16 protein-coding genes and 1 pseudogene are annotated in these 14,823 nt (G+C 66.2%); 8 read left to right on the forward strand and 9 right to left on the reverse strand.

What is annotated here, in order from left to right:
• Positions 1 to 19 precede the first annotated feature (19 nt).
• The 4 genes from AB2M62_RS05465 to AB2M62_RS05480 all read right to left on the reverse strand — a co-directional run bounded on the left by AB2M62_RS05465 (position 20) and on the right by AB2M62_RS05480 (position 2,587).
• Positions 20 to 868 carry a DUF4349 domain-containing protein gene (locus AB2M62_RS05465; RefSeq protein ID WP_404338350.1) on the reverse strand — a complete coding sequence of 283 codons (849 nt, stop codon included), beginning with the start codon at positions 866 to 868 and terminating at the stop codon, positions 20 to 22.
• A 177-nt stretch (positions 869 to 1,045) separates the two neighbouring features.
• Positions 1,046 to 1,894, reverse strand: a complete 849-nt coding sequence (locus AB2M62_RS05470; RefSeq protein ID WP_404338351.1) for a hypothetical protein — start codon at positions 1,892 to 1,894, stop codon at positions 1,046 to 1,048.
• 103 nt (positions 1,895 to 1,997) lie between these two features.
• The gene (locus tag AB2M62_RS05475; RefSeq protein ID WP_404338352.1) at positions 1,998 to 2,147 is read right to left on the reverse strand and encodes a hypothetical protein; all 150 of its coding nucleotides are present in this window, start codon (positions 2,145 to 2,147) and stop codon (positions 1,998 to 2,000) included.
• Positions 2,148 to 2,263: 116 nt separating this feature from the next.
• Positions 2,264 to 2,587 (reverse strand): UrcA family protein, encoded by a 324-nt coding sequence (locus tag AB2M62_RS05480; RefSeq protein ID WP_404338353.1) that lies wholly within the window; start codon positions 2,585 to 2,587, stop codon positions 2,264 to 2,266.
• Between the two features lie 112 nt (positions 2,588 to 2,699).
• Between AB2M62_RS05480 and AB2M62_RS05485 the strand changes: the two genes are divergently transcribed.
• From AB2M62_RS05485 to AB2M62_RS05495, 3 genes are all read left to right on the forward strand, one after another.
• Positions 2,700 to 3,635, forward strand: a complete 936-nt coding sequence (locus tag AB2M62_RS05485) for a LysR substrate-binding domain-containing protein (protein ID WP_404338354.1) — start codon at positions 2,700 to 2,702, stop codon at positions 3,633 to 3,635.
• A gap of 42 nt (positions 3,636 to 3,677) precedes the next feature.
• Positions 3,678 to 5,918 (forward strand): DNA topoisomerase IV subunit A, encoded by a 2,241-nt coding sequence (parC, locus tag AB2M62_RS05490; RefSeq protein WP_404338355.1) that lies wholly within the window; start codon positions 3,678 to 3,680, stop codon positions 5,916 to 5,918.
• A 158-nt stretch (positions 5,919 to 6,076) separates the two neighbouring features.
• Positions 6,077 to 7,693, forward strand: coding sequence for a putative bifunctional diguanylate cyclase/phosphodiesterase (locus AB2M62_RS05495; protein WP_404339821.1), 1,617 nt, complete (start codon positions 6,077 to 6,079; stop codon positions 7,691 to 7,693).
• Here the strand turns inward: AB2M62_RS05495 and AB2M62_RS05500 are convergent.
• The 4 genes and pseudogenes from AB2M62_RS05500 to AB2M62_RS05515 form a co-directional block, all read right to left on the reverse strand.
• Positions 7,669 to 8,853, reverse strand: a complete 1,185-nt coding sequence (locus tag AB2M62_RS05500) for a CCA tRNA nucleotidyltransferase (protein WP_404338356.1) — start codon at positions 8,851 to 8,853, stop codon at positions 7,669 to 7,671. The two genes, AB2M62_RS05495 and AB2M62_RS05500, sit on opposite strands and share 25 nt — an antisense overlap.
• A pseudogene (locus AB2M62_RS05505) lies at positions 8,841 to 9,436 on the reverse strand (CoA pyrophosphatase). Before AB2M62_RS05505 ends, AB2M62_RS05500 begins: the two are co-directional and overlap by 13 nt.
• Positions 9,433 to 10,113, reverse strand: coding sequence for a DUF1285 domain-containing protein (locus AB2M62_RS05510; protein ID WP_404338357.1), 681 nt, complete (start codon positions 10,111 to 10,113; stop codon positions 9,433 to 9,435). Before AB2M62_RS05510 ends, AB2M62_RS05505 begins: the two are co-directional and overlap by 4 nt.
• Positions 10,058 to 10,579: a GNAT family N-acetyltransferase gene (locus AB2M62_RS05515; protein WP_404338358.1), complete on the reverse strand. Its 522-nt coding sequence runs from the start codon at positions 10,577 to 10,579 to the stop codon at positions 10,058 to 10,060. Before AB2M62_RS05515 ends, AB2M62_RS05510 begins: the two co-directional genes overlap by 56 nt.
• 159 nt (positions 10,580 to 10,738) lie before the next feature.
• Here AB2M62_RS05515 and AB2M62_RS05520 point away from each other — a divergent pair, with 159 nt between their 5' ends.
• Positions 10,739 to 11,110: a dihydroneopterin aldolase gene (locus AB2M62_RS05520; RefSeq protein WP_404338359.1), complete on the forward strand. Its 372-nt coding sequence runs from the start codon at positions 10,739 to 10,741 to the stop codon at positions 11,108 to 11,110.
• Positions 11,111 to 11,122: 12 nt separating this feature from the next.
• Here the strand turns inward: AB2M62_RS05520 and AB2M62_RS05525 are convergent, their stop codons facing one another.
• Complete coding sequence (locus AB2M62_RS05525; RefSeq protein ID WP_404338360.1) at positions 11,123 to 11,824, reverse strand: hypothetical protein; 702 nt, start codon at positions 11,822 to 11,824, stop codon at positions 11,123 to 11,125.
• Positions 11,825 to 12,181: 357 nt separating this feature from the next.
• On the opposite strand from AB2M62_RS05525, the gene AB2M62_RS05530 reads away from it, so the two are divergent.
• The 4 genes from AB2M62_RS05530 to AB2M62_RS05545 all read left to right on the forward strand — a co-directional run bounded on the left by AB2M62_RS05530 (position 12,182) and on the right by AB2M62_RS05545 (position 14,716).
• Entirely contained in the window at positions 12,182 to 12,853 is a 672-nt protein-coding gene (locus AB2M62_RS05530) for an energy transducer TonB (RefSeq protein WP_404338361.1), read from the forward strand.
• Between the two features lie 59 nt (positions 12,854 to 12,912).
• The gene (locus AB2M62_RS05535) at positions 12,913 to 13,698 is read left to right on the forward strand and encodes a MotA/TolQ/ExbB proton channel family protein (protein ID WP_404338362.1); all 786 of its coding nucleotides are present in this window, start codon (positions 12,913 to 12,915) and stop codon (positions 13,696 to 13,698) included.
• Positions 13,699 to 13,784: 86 nt separating this feature from the next.
• On the forward strand, positions 13,785 to 14,264 hold the full coding sequence (locus tag AB2M62_RS05540) for an ExbD/TolR family protein (protein WP_404338363.1): 480 nt from the start codon (positions 13,785 to 13,787) through the stop codon (positions 14,262 to 14,264).
• A 26-nt stretch (positions 14,265 to 14,290) separates the two neighbouring features.
• Entirely contained in the window at positions 14,291 to 14,716 is a 426-nt protein-coding gene (locus AB2M62_RS05545) for an ExbD/TolR family protein (protein ID WP_404338364.1), read from the forward strand.
• The last annotated feature ends 107 nt before the right edge of the window (positions 14,717 to 14,823 follow it).

Here is a 14,823-nt window from a genome sequence, read left to right on the forward strand (position 1 = left end):
AAGGGGAAGGGGCGTGCAATCAGCCTTGCGCTTGCTGCTTGCGGCGGCGGAGGAGGAGCAGGGTGGGGAGGATCACCAGCCCCCAGGGCAGCAAATAGATGGCCAGCGTCAGCATCGTGCGCAGCGCCAGCATGAACGTCGCGGCCGACCCCTGGCCCGCTTCGCCCAATTGGGTCCCGATCGTATCAGCATCGGCGCTGGGGGCGATCGCGGTGTAGCGGATAGCGATGTCCGACATGGCGACGCGGCCGCGCAGCTCGCGCAGCCAGCCGCGCGCCTGATCGAGTTCCTCCTGCGACGCGGCGACACTGCGCTCGGCCTCGACCAGTTCGGAGACCTTGCCCGAGCGGGTGCGCAGTACCTCGGTAAGCCGCGCGACGAGCAGCTCGCGCTGGCGGATCCGCGCCTCGGTATCGACGATCGCCTTGGAGACGTCGTCGGTACCGACCTTGGTCTCGGTAGCGCGGCCGCCTGCGCGCGACACGATCTGCGATGCGGCGTCGGCAAAGGCCTTTGCCTCGCTGGTGACCACGCGCAGCTTGAGCGTCGCGCCGGTATTGCTCTCCGAGCCATCTCGCTCGAGCGACAGCAGCTGGCAGCGCGCCGGGCCCATGGCGTCGCACTGGTTGCGATGCGCGTCCTGCGCGGCGGCGATCTTGTCGCCCGGCAGCAGGAAGCCGACCGCATAGGAATACGCCAACTGGGGCAGCGCGACGGGGAGCTTCGAGGTCGCCGGGCCCTTGGCTGTGTCGGGCACGACCTGCTGGGTATCGAGCGCTTCTTGCACAGGGGTGGACTGGCCCGGATCCTGTGCTGCCGAACATCCTGCGAGCAACGTTGTGGCGGCGAGAATGGTGAAAAGGCGCATGGCTTCGTCTCCCGTGGTTGACGAAGGCAATATCCATCATGGCGCTAGGACATAGTCAAGACACATTGTTGCCACATTTGCGGCCAAAATAGGGCGGACCCCTCGCGACGGTTTCGCCGCCGCCCCCAAGTATCTCAGATTACGGTATATTCAGAAGCGCCGATGGCGCCTGCGCGCTTAAATATGGACAATTTCGCCATCTTCGCGCTCCGCGGCGAACCAGCGGCGCATCACATTCTCGCGTTCGCTGGGCGATTTGCGAGGTGCGCTCTCGGACACCGGCACCGCCGGCGTGAGCTGCGGGGCGCGCTTGCCGCGGCGGCCGAGCCAGTTCAGGCCGAGCAGCAGGACCACCAAGCCGAGCAGCCAGGGGCCGATCGTGGCGAGGAACTCGAGCAGCCGTCCCGAAGAATTGACAAAGGCCTCGCCCGCGTTGCGGAATAGCCCGCTCGAGCCGAAGCGGCTGAGCGGCTGGGTCGAGCGATAGTCGAACGCCACCGAAATGCCCGGCTGTTCGGCCTCGACATCGGCGATGGTGTCGAGCGCGGCCTGGAGCCGCGTGGCCCGGGCGGCGCCGTCGCGGCCTGCGGCGCGCGCAGTGCGCTTTGCCTCGCGGAGCTGGCGGATCAGCGCGGTGTCGGCAGCGCTGCGCATCTCGGGCGCGGCGATCTCGAACGCGGCGAGCGTGCCGCTGGCGTCGGTCACGCTTTTTACGATGGCATCGGCAAAGGGGCGGGCGAGCGCAGGATCGATCCGCACCGTAAGGCTGGCATGCGCGCGATTGTCGTCGCCCAGGCGATAGCGCAGGCCGGTGATCCGGCAGCGATCGGGGCCAAGCCGGGTGCAGGCATCGGCATGGACTTGGGCTGCGCTCTTCAGCCGCGCGGCGGGGAGGGCGAACGCATAGCGATAGGCGAAGCCGTCCGACGCGGCGGGGGCATCGGCAGTGTCATCTGGCTTGGGCGCGTAATCGTCCTGGCACCCGGAAAGCAGCATCAGCGCGGCGGCGGGCCACAAGGCGCGCATCGAGTTCTCCCTGCAACCACGCAGGAAATAGGCAGTTTGTTCGGCTGCCCCAACCGGCAGCGTCGCCGGCGCTGTGCCGTTTCGGGAAGTGTGCCGTCTTGGGTCAGTGGCGGCAGGCGTCCCAGGGCGCGTCATATTCGATCGCGACAAGCGCCTCGAACGCTTCGAGCAGCGTGTCGATCAGATGAGCGATGGCATGGCTGACATGGTGGTGATGGTCCGCCCAGGCGGAGCCTTCAAAATCGTTCGACATGATATTTCTCCTTCAAGCGGTCTGGCCCGCCCCGTCGGATGGAAATGTCGTTCAATCAGCACGACTTATAAAAAGGCGAGCGGCATGCGGCCACTCGCAGGGGCCGCCGGGCGAGGTTAACGGGAGCCGGCGGCGAGTTGGGGTGCGCTTGCCCGCGCGAGCAGGCGGGCGCGGTGCTGGTCGAACTGCGCCTTGGCCTCGAACCGGCAGCGCTGGCTGGCGAGCGAGCGGACGATCTGGCCGGTCGGCGGGGTGGCGGGGCAGAGCGTATCGATCGCGCGGGCGATGCGTCGATCAAGGGTATGGCGGCCCGATTCGTGCGCGAGGTCGAGGTCGCGCACCTGGACGCGGGCGATCGGCGCAGCATCGGGCGAGGCAGTCTGGAATGCGGGGGTTGCGCCGGCGCTTAAGAGCGTCGCGGCGATCAGGGCGTTGATCATGGTCCGTCTCCTTGTTGCCGGAAGCGGCAGCCCCGGTGATCTGGGCCCGAACCGGCGCCCAGGCCAACAAATCGTTGGACAGGAGTGATAAGTAGTCCTTATTATTTCCGGCATGCGTAAACTGCCTCCGCTCGCCGCCGTCCGCGTGTTCGAGGCGGCCGCGCGCCATGGCAATTTCACCCGCGCCGCCGACGAGCTGGGAATGACTCAGGCGGCAGTGAGCTATCAGATGAAATTGCTCGAGGAGCGGCTTGGCGCGCCGCTGTTCGTGCGCAGCGGGCGGGGTATCGCGTTGACCGATCTGGGCCGCCGCATCGCGCCGCAAGTCAGCGGTGCGTTCGACGCGATGGGCGAGGCCTTCGCCACGGTGCAGACCGAATCCGAAAGCGTGCTGGCAATCACGGCGCCGCGCACCCTTGCCACCAATTGGCTGGCCGGGCGGCTCGGTTCGTTTCAGCTGGCGCATCCCGATCTGGCGGTGCGGCTCCATGTCGGCGACGAGATGGTCGATCTGCTCGGCGGCGAGGCCGATGTCGGGGTGCGGGGCGCGCCCGGTCCGCTGCCGGGGCATTGCTGCCATTTCCTGATGCGGATGCCGGTGACGCCGCTCGCCAACCCCGCCTTTCTGGCGCAGCATCCGCCGATACGAAGCCCGGCCGACCTGCTTGCGCTGCCCCGCGTCTCCAACCACGACGATTGGTGGGACTTATGGTTCGCGGCGGCGATGGGCGAGGCGCCGGCGACCAGCCCGCCTGCCGGGATTCGATTCGATTCGCAGATCCTCGACGGCAATGCCGCGATCGCCGGGCATGGACTGGCGATCCTGAGCCCGCCGATGTGGCAGCCTGCGATCGACGCCGGGCTGCTTGTACAGCCGCTGCCGCAGCTCGCGCGCTATCGCAACGGCTTCTGGCTGATGTATGCTGAGGCCAAGCGCAACCAGCCCAAGATCCGCGCCTTTCGCGACTGGCTGCTCGCCGAGGTCAAGGCCTCGCTACGCGACGATCCGCATGGCGCGTTGGTGCCGTTGGAAGCTGCACGTGCATAGGGTTGGCGGCGCGGCCCGGCGCCTGCTATCCGAGGTGCGAATATGAGCCTCGACACCGACACCACCGAACCGTCCGGCGCTTCCGACGTCCCCTTCGACAGTGCGCTTTCCGAGCGTTACCTCGTCTATGCGCTGTCGACGATCACCGCTCGCTCGCTACCCGACGTCCGCGACGGGCTGAAGCCGGTCCACCGCCGCCTGCTGTGGGCGATGCGGCTGCTGCGGCTCGATCCCGCCTCGGGCTACAAGAAGTGTGCGCGCGTCGTCGGCGACGTGATCGGCAAATACCATCCGCATGGCGACCAGTCGGTCTATGACGCGATGGTCCGCCTCGCCCAGACGTTCGCACTCAGATATCCGCTGGTCGACGGGCAGGGCAATTTCGGCAATATCGACGGCGATAACGCCGCGGCCTATCGCTATACCGAGGCCCGGCTGACTCAGGTCGCGATCGACCTGATGGACGGGCTCGACGAGAACGCCACCGATTTCCGCCCGACCTACAATGGGGAAGAGGAAGAGCCCGAGCTTTTCCCTGGCCTGTTCCCCAATCTTCTCGCCAATGGCGCGGCGGGTATCGCCGTGGGCATGGCGACCTCGGTGCCGCCGCATAATGCCGCCGAGCTCATGCACGCCGCCGTGGCGCTGATCGACAATCCGGGCGCCAACGTGCTCGATTATGTCCAGGGCCCCGATTTCCCCACCGGCGGAATCGTCGCCGATACGCCGGCCGCGATTGCCGAGGCCTATGCCACCGGCCGCGGATCGTTCCGCGTTCGCGCCAAGATCGATCGCGTCGCCGAAAAGGGCGGAGGCTGGCATCTTATCGTCTCCGAAATTCCCTATGGCGTGCAGAAGGGCAAGCTGATCGAGGGGATTGCCGACCTCATCAACGAGAAGAGGCTGCCCATCCTCGGCGATGTGCGCGACGAGAGCGCCGACGATGTCCGCATCGTGCTGGAGCCCCGCAGCCGGACGGTGAGCTCCGAGGATCTGATCAACAGCCTCTACCGGCTGACCGATCTCGAAGTGCGCGTGCCCCTGAACCTCAACGTGCTCGACAAGAACCGCACGCCGCGGGTGATGAGCCTGGGCGAGGCGCTGGCGGCATGGCTCGAACACCTGTTCGTCGTGCTGCGCCGCAAGTCCGAGCATCGGCTGGCCAAGATCGCCGACCGGCTCGAACTGGTCGGTGGCTATATCATAGCGTTTCTCAATCTCGACCGGGTGATCGAGATCATCCGCACCGAGGACGAGCCCAAGGCCGTGATGATGGCCGAGTTCGAACTGACCGACCGCCAGGCCGAGGCGATCCTCAACATGCGGCTGCGCTCGCTGCGCCGGCTGGAGGAAATGGAGCTCAAGCGCGAGCAGGACGGGCTCCGCAAGGAGCAGGCCGATCTCGAGACCCTGTTGTCGTCGGACGCGCGCCAGCGCACTCGGATGAAGCGCGATCTCGCCAAGATGATCGAGCGCTATGGCCCCGAGACCGCGCTGGGCAAGCGCCGCACCGAGGTAAAGGAAGCCGGGCCGACCCGCGAGATCCCGCTGGAGGCGATGATCGAGCGCGAGCCGATCACCGTGATCCTGTCGCAGCGCGGCTGGATTCGCGCGATGAAGGGGCATGGCGATCTCGCCTCGGCCGAGACGATGAAGTTCAAGGAAGGCGACGGCCCGCTCTTCGCCTTTCACGCGCAGACTACCGACAAGCTGCTGCTCGCGACGGACAATGGCCGCTTCTATACGCTGCCGGCGGACAAGCTACCCGGCGGCCGCGGCTTTGGCGAGCCGGTGCGGCTGATGGTCGATCTCGAGGGCGAGCGGCAGATCATCGCGCTGCTGCCGGCGAGCGCCGCGGCCAAGCTGCTGGTCGCGGCGAGCGACGGGCGCGGCTTCATCGTCAATTCGGCCGATGTCGTCGCCGAGACGCGCAAGGGCAAGCAAGTGATGACCCCGCGGGCCGGCGCGCAGCTCAAGCTGCTTCGCCCGGTCGGCGCCGCCGACGATGCTGTTGCGGTGATCGGCGACAACCGCAAGATGCTGGTCTTCCCGCTTTCCGAGGTCGCCGAACTGGCGCGCGGGCAGGGGGTGCAGCTTCAGCGCTATCGCGATGGCGGACTTTCGGATGCGCGGACCTTTATAATGGCCGAAGGGTTGAGCTGGACAATGGGCGGCGAGACCGGGCGCACACGCAGCGAGGGCGATCTGACGGTTTGGCGCGCCGCGCGCGGCGCCGCCGGACGAATGCCGCCGACCGGCTTCCCGCGCGACAACCGCTTCTAGCGGCCACAGATCCTCCGCTTCAGCGGGCTTTAACCAATTGCGGTTAGGCTAGGAAAGCAATGGCGTTTCGAAGGTCCCGGCCAGATCTCGTTACAGCTGCCGACGTGTCGTCGCAGCCATCGGAAGCCTATGCCTTCGGCCCGCGGCATTCGAGCGTCATGCTCGACCTGCTGCCGGTGCCAGCCGCGATCGTCGAGCACCAGGATGGAAAATTCCATTTCGAGGCGATCAACAAGACCTTCCGGCTCGCCGGATTGGGAGCGGTTGCAGCTGATTTACCGCTGATCCGGCTCCTCGGCGGCCGCCTTCGCCGCTTCCTCGAATTGGGCGAGACGCATTGCGAATTTGCCTGGCAGTTCGGTGACGAAGTCGATTGCCGCCATTTCCGGGTGCTGTTCGCGCGCCGCGCCGCAACCCGCGCGCTGCACCGGTGCCTCGTCACCCTGGTCGACCAGACCTCCGAGCTGCGCACCGAATATAGCCTGCGCCGCGAGATGGCGACCGACAGCCTTACCGGGCTGCCCAACCGCGCCGGGTTCAGCGACGAGCTCGAAGCCACGATCCAGCCGGAGAACGCCGCAGACTTCGCGGTACTGGTGATCAATCTAGACCGATTCAGCCGCGTCAATGCCTGTCTAGGCGGGCTCGCCGGCGACGAACTGCTGATCTCGGTCGCCCGGCGCCTGAAAGGTGCGCTGCGCAGCCGCGACATCTTGGCGCGGATGGGCGGTGACGAGTTCGGCGTGCTGCTGACGCTCGATGACGGCCCGAACGACGCGCTCCATGTCGCCAAGCGTGTTCATGCGGCACTTGGGACGCCGTTCCGCCTCTCCGCCTTCGAAATCCGGGTCGATTGCTCGATCGGCGTCGCGATGGGCGCCGACAATGACGGCGATCCCGAGGATCTGATCCGCAACGCCCAGTTCGCGGTGAAGCGCGCTAAGAAGAGCGGGCGCACCGAAATCTATCATATGCGCGCCTTCGACATCGCTCGCGAGCAGTTCGGCATGGAAACCGAGCTGCGCCGCGCGATCGAGAATGGCAGCATGACGCTGCACTATCAGCCGATCCACGATCTCGCATCGGGCCGAATTGTTTCGTTCGAGGCGCTGGCGCGCTGGACGCGCGAGGACGGCACCAAGTTTTCGCCGGACACGTTTATCCCGGTCGCCGAAGAATTGGGGCTGATCGTCCCGCTCGGCCGCTGGGCGATGGAAGAGGCAGCGCGCACGCTTGCGGCCTGGGACTCGGCATCCGGGGGCAATTGTGGCGTCTCCCTTGCGGTCAACCTTTCGGCGATCCAGCTCCAGCGGGATCACGTTCCGCAGATGGTCGCCGCCGCGCTCGATCGCCATGGCATCGCCGGATCGCGCTTCACGCTGGAACTGACCGAGAGCGCGATCGTCACCGATCCGGATCGCATCGCCCAGACGATGAATGCGCTGAAGGGCCTCGGCACGACGCTGGCAATGGACGATTTCGGCACCGGCTATTCGAACTTGGCCTATCTGCAGAAGCTGCCGATCGACGTGCTCAAGATCGATCGCAGCTTCATCTCGGGGATGCTCGCTGACCGCGACAAGATCGCGATCGTCCGCGCGGTGCTCAGCCTGGCCCAGGCACTGGGGATGCGGACCACGGCCGAGGGCGTCGAGACCAACGAACTCAGCCAGACGCTTGCTGCGCTCGGCTGCTCCTTCGGCCAGGGTTTCCTCTATGCACGCCCGCTCGAAGCCGACGACGCCTTCCTCTATCTGAGTGAGCGCAACGCCTGATCGACCGCAGCGTCGGCGATCTGGTCGACGCGTTCTGCAGCCGGGAACCCCTCGGCGATCCAAGCTTCCTCGATAAAGCGAAGCACCCGGGCGACTTCGGGACCTTTCGACAAGCCGCGCGTGACCAGCGCGCCGCCGGCGATCGGCAGGCGCGGCACCTCGGCATCGCGGATCGCCGCCGCCGCTTCGCTTTGGCCGGCGATCAGCAGCAGGTCGAGCGCTGTCTCGGTCCCGGCACGGTATGCGAGCACTGCCGGTTTCTCGGCAGCCGGCGGTGTCGCGGCGGCGATCAGCCGGCGGCGCTGGAGCTTGGACAATTTGAGCCGCGCGCCGACGGCCTCGGCGACCTTGGCGTCGGCCGGCAGTAGCGCGGCTAGGCGGCGGATCGCGTCGGGAGACACTCCGGCCGCCGCCTCGGTCGCGGCGAGGCGAGCGAAGCGCTCGGCGCGAGTGATTTCAGGAAGCACCGGCACGAAGATTCCGCGATCGATCATCAGCCCGACCACGCCGACCGCATCACGCGAGACGAGCAGCTTGAGCAGTTCGTCGGCGATCCGCTCGCGCGACAGCGCCATCAGGTCGTTGGCCCGCGTAGTGCAGGCATCGAGGGCGGCAGGATCGGCGACATCGCCGAACCGTGCGAGAAACCGAAAGAACCGCAGGATCCGCAGATGATCCTCGGCAATCCGCTGGAACGGATCGCCGATGAAGCGGATGTGGCGCGCCGCCAGATCCTTGCGGCCCTCGAAATAATCGTGGATCGTGCCAGTGCGCGGATCGGCATAGAGCGCGTTGATCGTGAAATCGCGCCGCGCGGCGTCCTCGCGCCAATCGTCCGTGAAGGCAACGGTGGCGTGGCGGCCATCGGTCGAGACGTCGCGGCGCAATGTGGTTACTTCGACCGGGCCGCCCGGCAGCACCGCAGTGATCGTGCCGTGGTCGAGCCCGGTCGGCACCGCGCGGATGCCCGCGTCCTTGAGCAGCGCGATCACGCGCTCGGGCGGCAGCGGCGTCGCCAGATCGATATCGGCGACGGGAATACCGAGCAGCGTATCGCGCACCGACCCACCGACATAGCGCGCATCGCCGAGCACCTCGACCAACCGATCGAGCCCGTCGCGGTGGCGCCATTCGGCGTCGGGGAGAGTCAGAACGTCCATTTGAGCCGCCGGGAGAGGTTGACGATCATCGCCGCAGTGGCGCCCCAGATCCGACGATCGCCCCAGAGGATCTCGTAATAACGCCGCTCATGCCCCTGATATTGCGCTACCCCCTGCACGTGATTGGCGTGATCGAGCAGGAAGGCGAGCGGAACCTCGAAGACATTGGCGACTTCGGCTTCGGACGGGCTGAGCAGCAGATCGGGGGAACCACGCCGACCACGGGGGTCACTTCATAGCCGGTCACCGTGCGGTAGAGATCGGCGGTGCCGACGACTTCGACCACGCCGCGGGGCAGCGCGATCTCCTCCTCGGCCTCGCGCAGCGCGGCAGCGACCGGGCCGTCGTCTTCGGGATCGATACGGCCGCCGGGAAAGGCGATCTGTCCGGCATGGCGGCGCAGCGTCTCGGTACGCTGCGTAAGGATCACCCCGGGCGATTCGCGGTTGGTGACGGCGACGAGGACCGCGGCGGGATTGCCGGCGACGTCGGGATCGAAATCGAAATGGTCGCCCGCGAGCAGGATCGGGCCCTCGTCATGCGCGGCTTCGAGCGCGGCGCGCAGCCGCTCGGCGAGCGTCATTGCTGGGCCTCCAGCGCGAAGAAGGCGCCGTTGCTCCACACGCCTGGCGGGCTGCTGCCATTGGCGAGCGCGATCTGGGCCAATTCGTAATACACCGGCCGCGACACCAGCGCCTCGAGCCCGCGGCGAACGTGGAGATAGGGGCGGGGCCCCTCGGGATGATCCTCGAAGCGCAACGCGTGGTCGGCGTCAGCGGCGATAAGCTCGTCGGTGTTGAGCCGGAAGGCGAGCTTCATCGCCGCGCCTTCCCCCTCGGCCTTCATCTCCACCGCGACGAAGGGCGCGTCCTCGACGGCGATGTCGAGCTTCTCGACTGGCGTGACCAGGACGAAGCGGCCGTCGGGCTCGCGGCGCAGGATCGTCGCGAACAATTTGACCATCGCCAGCCGACCGATCGGCGAGCCCTGATGGAACCAGCAGCCGTCGCGGGCGATGCGCATCTCGCTGTCGCCGCAATGCTCGGGCGCCCAGCTCTCGACCGGCGGCAGGCGATTCGCCTCCGCGAGCCGCGCGATCTCGGCGAGCGAGAGGCTGGCGAAATCGGGGGAGGGGGCGTCGGCATCGTCTCTCCCTAGCGCCGCGTAGTGCGAATGGGAAAGGCCGGACGCCGGGTTTCGCCGCTCATGCCGCCTGGCGGACGCGGGCGCCGAGCATGCCGGCGCAATCGGGCACGACATCGCCGCGCGCGAGCAGGCGGCGCGGCTCGAACGAGCCGGGCAGGCGCCACTGCCCGGTACGATCGGGGGTGAAGCCGAAGAAGCGACCATAATATTCGGGATCGCCGACCAGCATCAGCGTCTGGCAGCCTTCGCTGGCGCAGCCGGGCACGGCGTCCAGCATGCGCTCCATCAGCATCCGGCCGATGCCCTGCTGCTGATGCTCGGGCGAGACAGCGACAGGGCCGACCATCACCATCGGCACCAGCGCGCCCGAATCGCAGGCGAGCGTCACCGGCCAGCACTGGATCGTGCCGAGAAGCGCGCCGTCTTCGGCTAGGGCAGCGAAGCTCAGTTCGGCAATCGCCATGGTGCCGGCGCGCACCCGATAGGCGGTTCGCAAATGGCGATCCGGACCGAAGGCGCGATCGAGCAGCGCCTCGACGGCGGCCGATTCCACATTCGCGAGCGGCACCAATGCGATCACTTCGTTCCTTCCTTGAAAAGCGGCACCGGCACGTCGGCCGGGGCGGCGCGCTTTAGACGCGGTGGCGCGCGATGCAAGCTAGAATGGGGATCCGGCGCGGCACTTCCCAGTCCCGCGCCTTCTGCTATGGGCCGCGCTTTCCCAAGAAAGGCCGTTTCCTTGCGCAACTCGCTCCAGCTCCAGGTCCACGATCTCGAAGTCGAAGTGCTGACCGGGATCTATTCCGAGGAGACGCATCTGCCGCAGCCGCTGCGCATCTCGGTCACCGCCGATATCGACCTGCCCGAGCGGTTCGCCCCGGACACGCCACTCAGCGCCTCAAAAAGCTATATCGATCTCAAGCACGCCGCGACCGGCGCGCTGCCCAAGGACGTGCACTTCACGCTGATCGAGGCGGTTGCCGACCATATCTGCGAGACGCTGTTCGTCTCGGACGCGCGCGTGCGCCGGGTCGAGGTGCGGATCGTCAAGCTGGCGATCGCCGAGCAGGACGAATCGATCGGCATCACCCTGGTCCGCCACCGTCCCTGACGACGCGCGGCCTTATTGGCAGGGGCCGAGCGCCTTGAGCACGATTGCATAATCCTCGGCGGCGATCTGGGCATTGGCCGGATCGTCCGATTCGACCGCGCCCGTCGGCAGGCTGCCCGGCAGCCCGCAGGCCAAGCGATACCAGAGCAGCGTGTTAGGCGCTGGCGGCCCGGCTGATTCGTCGACGATGTCACCCAGCGCCACGGCCCAGCGCGGCTGCTCGCCGGGGCGGCGGAGCACCTGCAGCGAGATCGGGGCGTTGTTCGCAGTGCGCAGGAAAACCTGGGTCTCGCCCTCGCCGGGTAGCGATCCGGGGACGTGAAAGGCATTGCCGACCCCGGTGATCGCCGGAGGGGCATCGGCGGCGACGACGTCGCGCGTGATCGTGCGGACCAGTGCATCGAGCTCGGGCGACCAGAAACGCTGGCCATCGACGCCGCTGAGTTGCACCTGATCGGCACGGGCTGGGACGGGGCGGGCGAAAAGCAGCACGCGTTGCTTCTTGAGCTTGGGCGGCTTCCCGCGCGAATCCAGTGCGACGTCAACGACATAGCCGATTCGCGCCGACATGCCGCCAGGGCCCCGAATCAGTGCCAGGACATCGGCCTCGACGTAGAAGCGCGACTTTCCGGCAGCGAGATTCTGTGCCTCGGCCCCCTTGATCTTCACCGCGCTGCGAATACGCGCATCGATCACGATCGGAGAGCCGATCACCTGCCCAGCAACAGTGGCATATCCAGGTAATACAGTTCCGGCTTGTGCCGTAATTTGCGGGGTTTGCGGAGCGGCTTGGCTAAAACCGGTTAATGATGCGACGCAACAAAACGCCATTAGTGACACGCGGATCATGCTGCTTCGTTACCGCAATGTGCCGTTCTTATACAGAAATAATTCGAGGACTCGGCGGCGATAGGCGTGGTTTGTCCGACAAAGCGTTTGCGTAGCCCCGGAGGGCACGATACAGACTCGCCCCTGCCGCACCGAACGCACTCAAGCGTACGGCGGACGGGCTTGTGCGCGGATCATTCCGTAGCCCAGGGTCGCAGGGTTTTAGAGGAGTGACGTTGCCGAATGGCTTACGCTGACCGGAATGTAAGTGGCAGCCGGTTCGTTGCGATCATCCTGGTCGCAGTGATCGTGGCTGGCATGGGTTATGCCTTCGTCACAGGTCTGGCATACCAATATATCAAGAAGAAGGCGGAAGAGCTTAAGACCTTCGAGGTCGAGGAGCCGCCGCCCCCGCCCGAGGAGGTTCCCCCGCCGCCGCCGCCGCCGGACACGCCTGTGCCGCCGCCGCCGACGCAGGTCGTGACGCCGCCTGCCATCGTGCAGACGGTGACGCCATCGCCGCCGATGCAGACGACGAACATCATCCCGCCGCCGCCGCCGCTCACCCCGCCGGCTCCGCCTGCGCCGCCTGCGCCGCCGGCTCCGCCTGCGCGCGTGGTCAGCAAGGCTGCCGGTGCCAAGGGCGATCCTTCGCAGTGGATCACCAACGACGATTATCCCGCGTCTTCGCTCCGCAACGAGGAAGAAGGCACCACGGGTATCGCGTGGGACATCAACGAGCAGGGCCGCGTCGAGAATTGCCGCGTGACTGCATCGAGCGGGCATCCCGCGCTCGATCAGGCAGCCTGCAGCGCACTCAAGCGCAAGGGCCGGTATTCGCCTGCACTCGATCAGGGCGGCAATCCGATCCGCTCTTCTGCGTCCCGCCGCGTGAAGTGGCAAATTCCGAACTGATCCCTGCCGGCCTTGGGGCCGGGGCTTAGGCAGCAACTTTCAAGAGGAAAGACACAACGATGCTCACCACCATTCTCGCCGCTGCGGCGCCCAAGGGCGAAAATCCGTACGGCCTCATGCAGGCGCTGAAGGAAGGCGGCCTGATCTCGCAGACCGTTTTCGCCATCCTCGTCCTGATGCTCTTCGTGTCGCTCTACATCTTCTTCACGAAGATCTTCGAGCAGCAGAAGATCATCAACCAGGCGAAGCGCGTCCGTGCCAGCTTCTGGTCGTCGAACAGCCTGCGCGAAGGCGCAGCCAAGCTCGAGAAGAACTCGGCCTATCGCCAGATCGTCGACGACGGCGTGCAGGCGCAGGAGCAGTATAAGGAACTGACCGATCCCGTCGAAGCGCATGACTGGCTGCACGGCTCGCTTGCGCGCTCGGAAGGCGTGATCAACTCGGCGCTCAACGGCGGCCTGGCGTTCCTCGCCACCGTCGGCGCTACCGCGCCGTTCATCGGTCTGTTCGGTACGGTTATCGGCATCTACCGCGCACTGATCAAGATCGGTGCCTCGGGCCAGGCCTCGATCGACGCCGTCGCCGGCCCGGTCGGTGAAGCACTGATCATGACCGCGCTCGGCCTCGTCGTCGCGGTTCCCGCGGTGCTCGGCTACAACTTCCTGCAGCGCCGCAACAAGTCGATCGCGGAAGGCCTCAACACCTTCTCGAACGACGTGCTCGGCTACCTCGCTTCGGACGGCCGCGTCCGTCCGGCGAAGAAGGTTGTCGCAGGCGCGCCGGTCAAGCCGGTCGCTTCGACCACCACTGCCGGTCAGACCGGTGGCGTGCCGACCCGCAGCTGAACCAAGACTACCGCGCGGAGCGTCGACGCTCCGCGCGGAACCGCCGCGGGTCCGCCGGCGGTGACATAAGGATAGGATAACGCCCAATGGCGATGAGCGTAGGCGACAGCGGCGGCTCGGACGCGATATCGGACATCAACACCACGCCTTTGGTGGACGTGATGCTGGTGCTCCTGATCATCTTCCTGATCGCCGTTCCCGTTGTGATTCAAACGATCGATCTGCAGCTTCCGAAGGTGGCGTTCGAGATCACCCAGACCAAGCCCGAGAACGTCTCGCTCTCGGTCACCGGCCAGGGCGGTCAGTGCAAGGTCTATTGGGGCATGACTCCGGTCGGTCACCAGGAACTGCTCGACAAGGCGGTTGCGAAGCTGAAGTCGGAGATCGACAAGCAGGGCGGGCCGAATGCGGCCGGGCTCGAGCTTCCCGAAGTGCACATCCGCGGCGACGTGAACACGCCATATCGCTGCATCGGCGGCACGATCTACACCATGCAGATGGCGGGCTTTGCCAAGGTCGGCTTCATTTCCGAACCCCCCGCGGGCTCGGCGACCGTCCGTCAGTGACGCGCACCGTTTAAGGAGTTACACCCATGGCAATGAGCGGTGGCCGCGACGACGGCGAGCCGATGATGGAACTGAACACCACGCCGTTGATCGACGTGCTGCTCGTGCTCCTCATCATGTTCATCATCACCATCCCGATCCAGACGCACGCGGTGAAGGTTGATCTTCCTCAGAACAGCAACAACCCGACGTCGCCGGTCGAACCTGAGAAGAACAAGCTCTATATCGACGCGAACGGCAACATCTTCTGGAACAGCGCACAGATCGACGAAGTGACGCTGCGCCAGTATCTCGATGCTTCGCTCCAGCGCAATCCGGAGCCGGAACTGCACTTCCAGCCCGATCCCAACGCCCGGTACGACGTGGTCGACAAGGTGCTGGCGATCGTCAAGCGCTCGAACGTGACTAAGCTCGGTTTCGTCGGCAACGAGCAGTATCGCAACGATTTCTGATCTGCCCCGGCGGGTCCGAGTTCGGAACAGGAAGAGGCGGCCTTCGGGTCGCCTCTTTTTTGTGCTTCGCTTGAAACGGTGCAATGAAAGAGTCATAAGAGAGTAAC

This window comes from Sphingomonas sp. MMS12-HWE2-04 (genome assembly GCF_044881185.1).
Lineage (GTDB): Bacteria > Pseudomonadota > Alphaproteobacteria > Sphingomonadales > Sphingomonadaceae > Sphingomonas.

Coding starts and splice junctions, on each gene's coding strand:
- AB2M62_RS05500 (WP_404338356.1), bottom strand. CDS start 8,853: ATGGACGTTCTGACTCTCCCCGACGCCGAATGGCGCCACCGCGACGGG.
- AB2M62_RS05540 (WP_404338363.1), top strand. CDS start 13,785: ATGGCGATGAGCGTAGGCGACAGCGGCGGCTCGGACGCGATATCGGAC.
- AB2M62_RS05475 (WP_404338352.1), bottom strand. CDS start 2,147: ATGTCGAACGATTTTGAAGGCTCCGCCTGGGCGGACCATCACCACCAT.
- AB2M62_RS05510 (WP_404338357.1), bottom strand. CDS start 10,113: ATGTCGTGCCCGATTGCGCCGGCATGCTCGGCGCCCGCGTCCGCCAGG.
- AB2M62_RS05495 (WP_404339821.1), top strand. CDS start 6,077: ATGCTCGACCTGCTGCCGGTGCCAGCCGCGATCGTCGAGCACCAGGAT.
- AB2M62_RS05465 (WP_404338350.1), bottom strand. CDS start 868: ATGCGCCTTTTCACCATTCTCGCCGCCACAACGTTGCTCGCAGGATGT.
- parC (WP_404338355.1), top strand. CDS start 3,678: ATGAGCCTCGACACCGACACCACCGAACCGTCCGGCGCTTCCGACGTC.
- AB2M62_RS05530 (WP_404338361.1), top strand. CDS start 12,182: ATGGCTTACGCTGACCGGAATGTAAGTGGCAGCCGGTTCGTTGCGATC.
- AB2M62_RS05545 (WP_404338364.1), top strand. CDS start 14,291: ATGGCAATGAGCGGTGGCCGCGACGACGGCGAGCCGATGATGGAACTG.
- AB2M62_RS05470 (WP_404338351.1), bottom strand. CDS start 1,894: ATGCGCGCCTTGTGGCCCGCCGCCGCGCTGATGCTGCTTTCCGGGTGC.
- AB2M62_RS05480 (WP_404338353.1), bottom strand. CDS start 2,587: ATGATCAACGCCCTGATCGCCGCGACGCTCTTAAGCGCCGGCGCAACC.
- AB2M62_RS05535 (WP_404338362.1), top strand. CDS start 12,913: ATGCTCACCACCATTCTCGCCGCTGCGGCGCCCAAGGGCGAAAATCCG.
- AB2M62_RS05485 (WP_404338354.1), top strand. CDS start 2,700: ATGCGTAAACTGCCTCCGCTCGCCGCCGTCCGCGTGTTCGAGGCGGCC.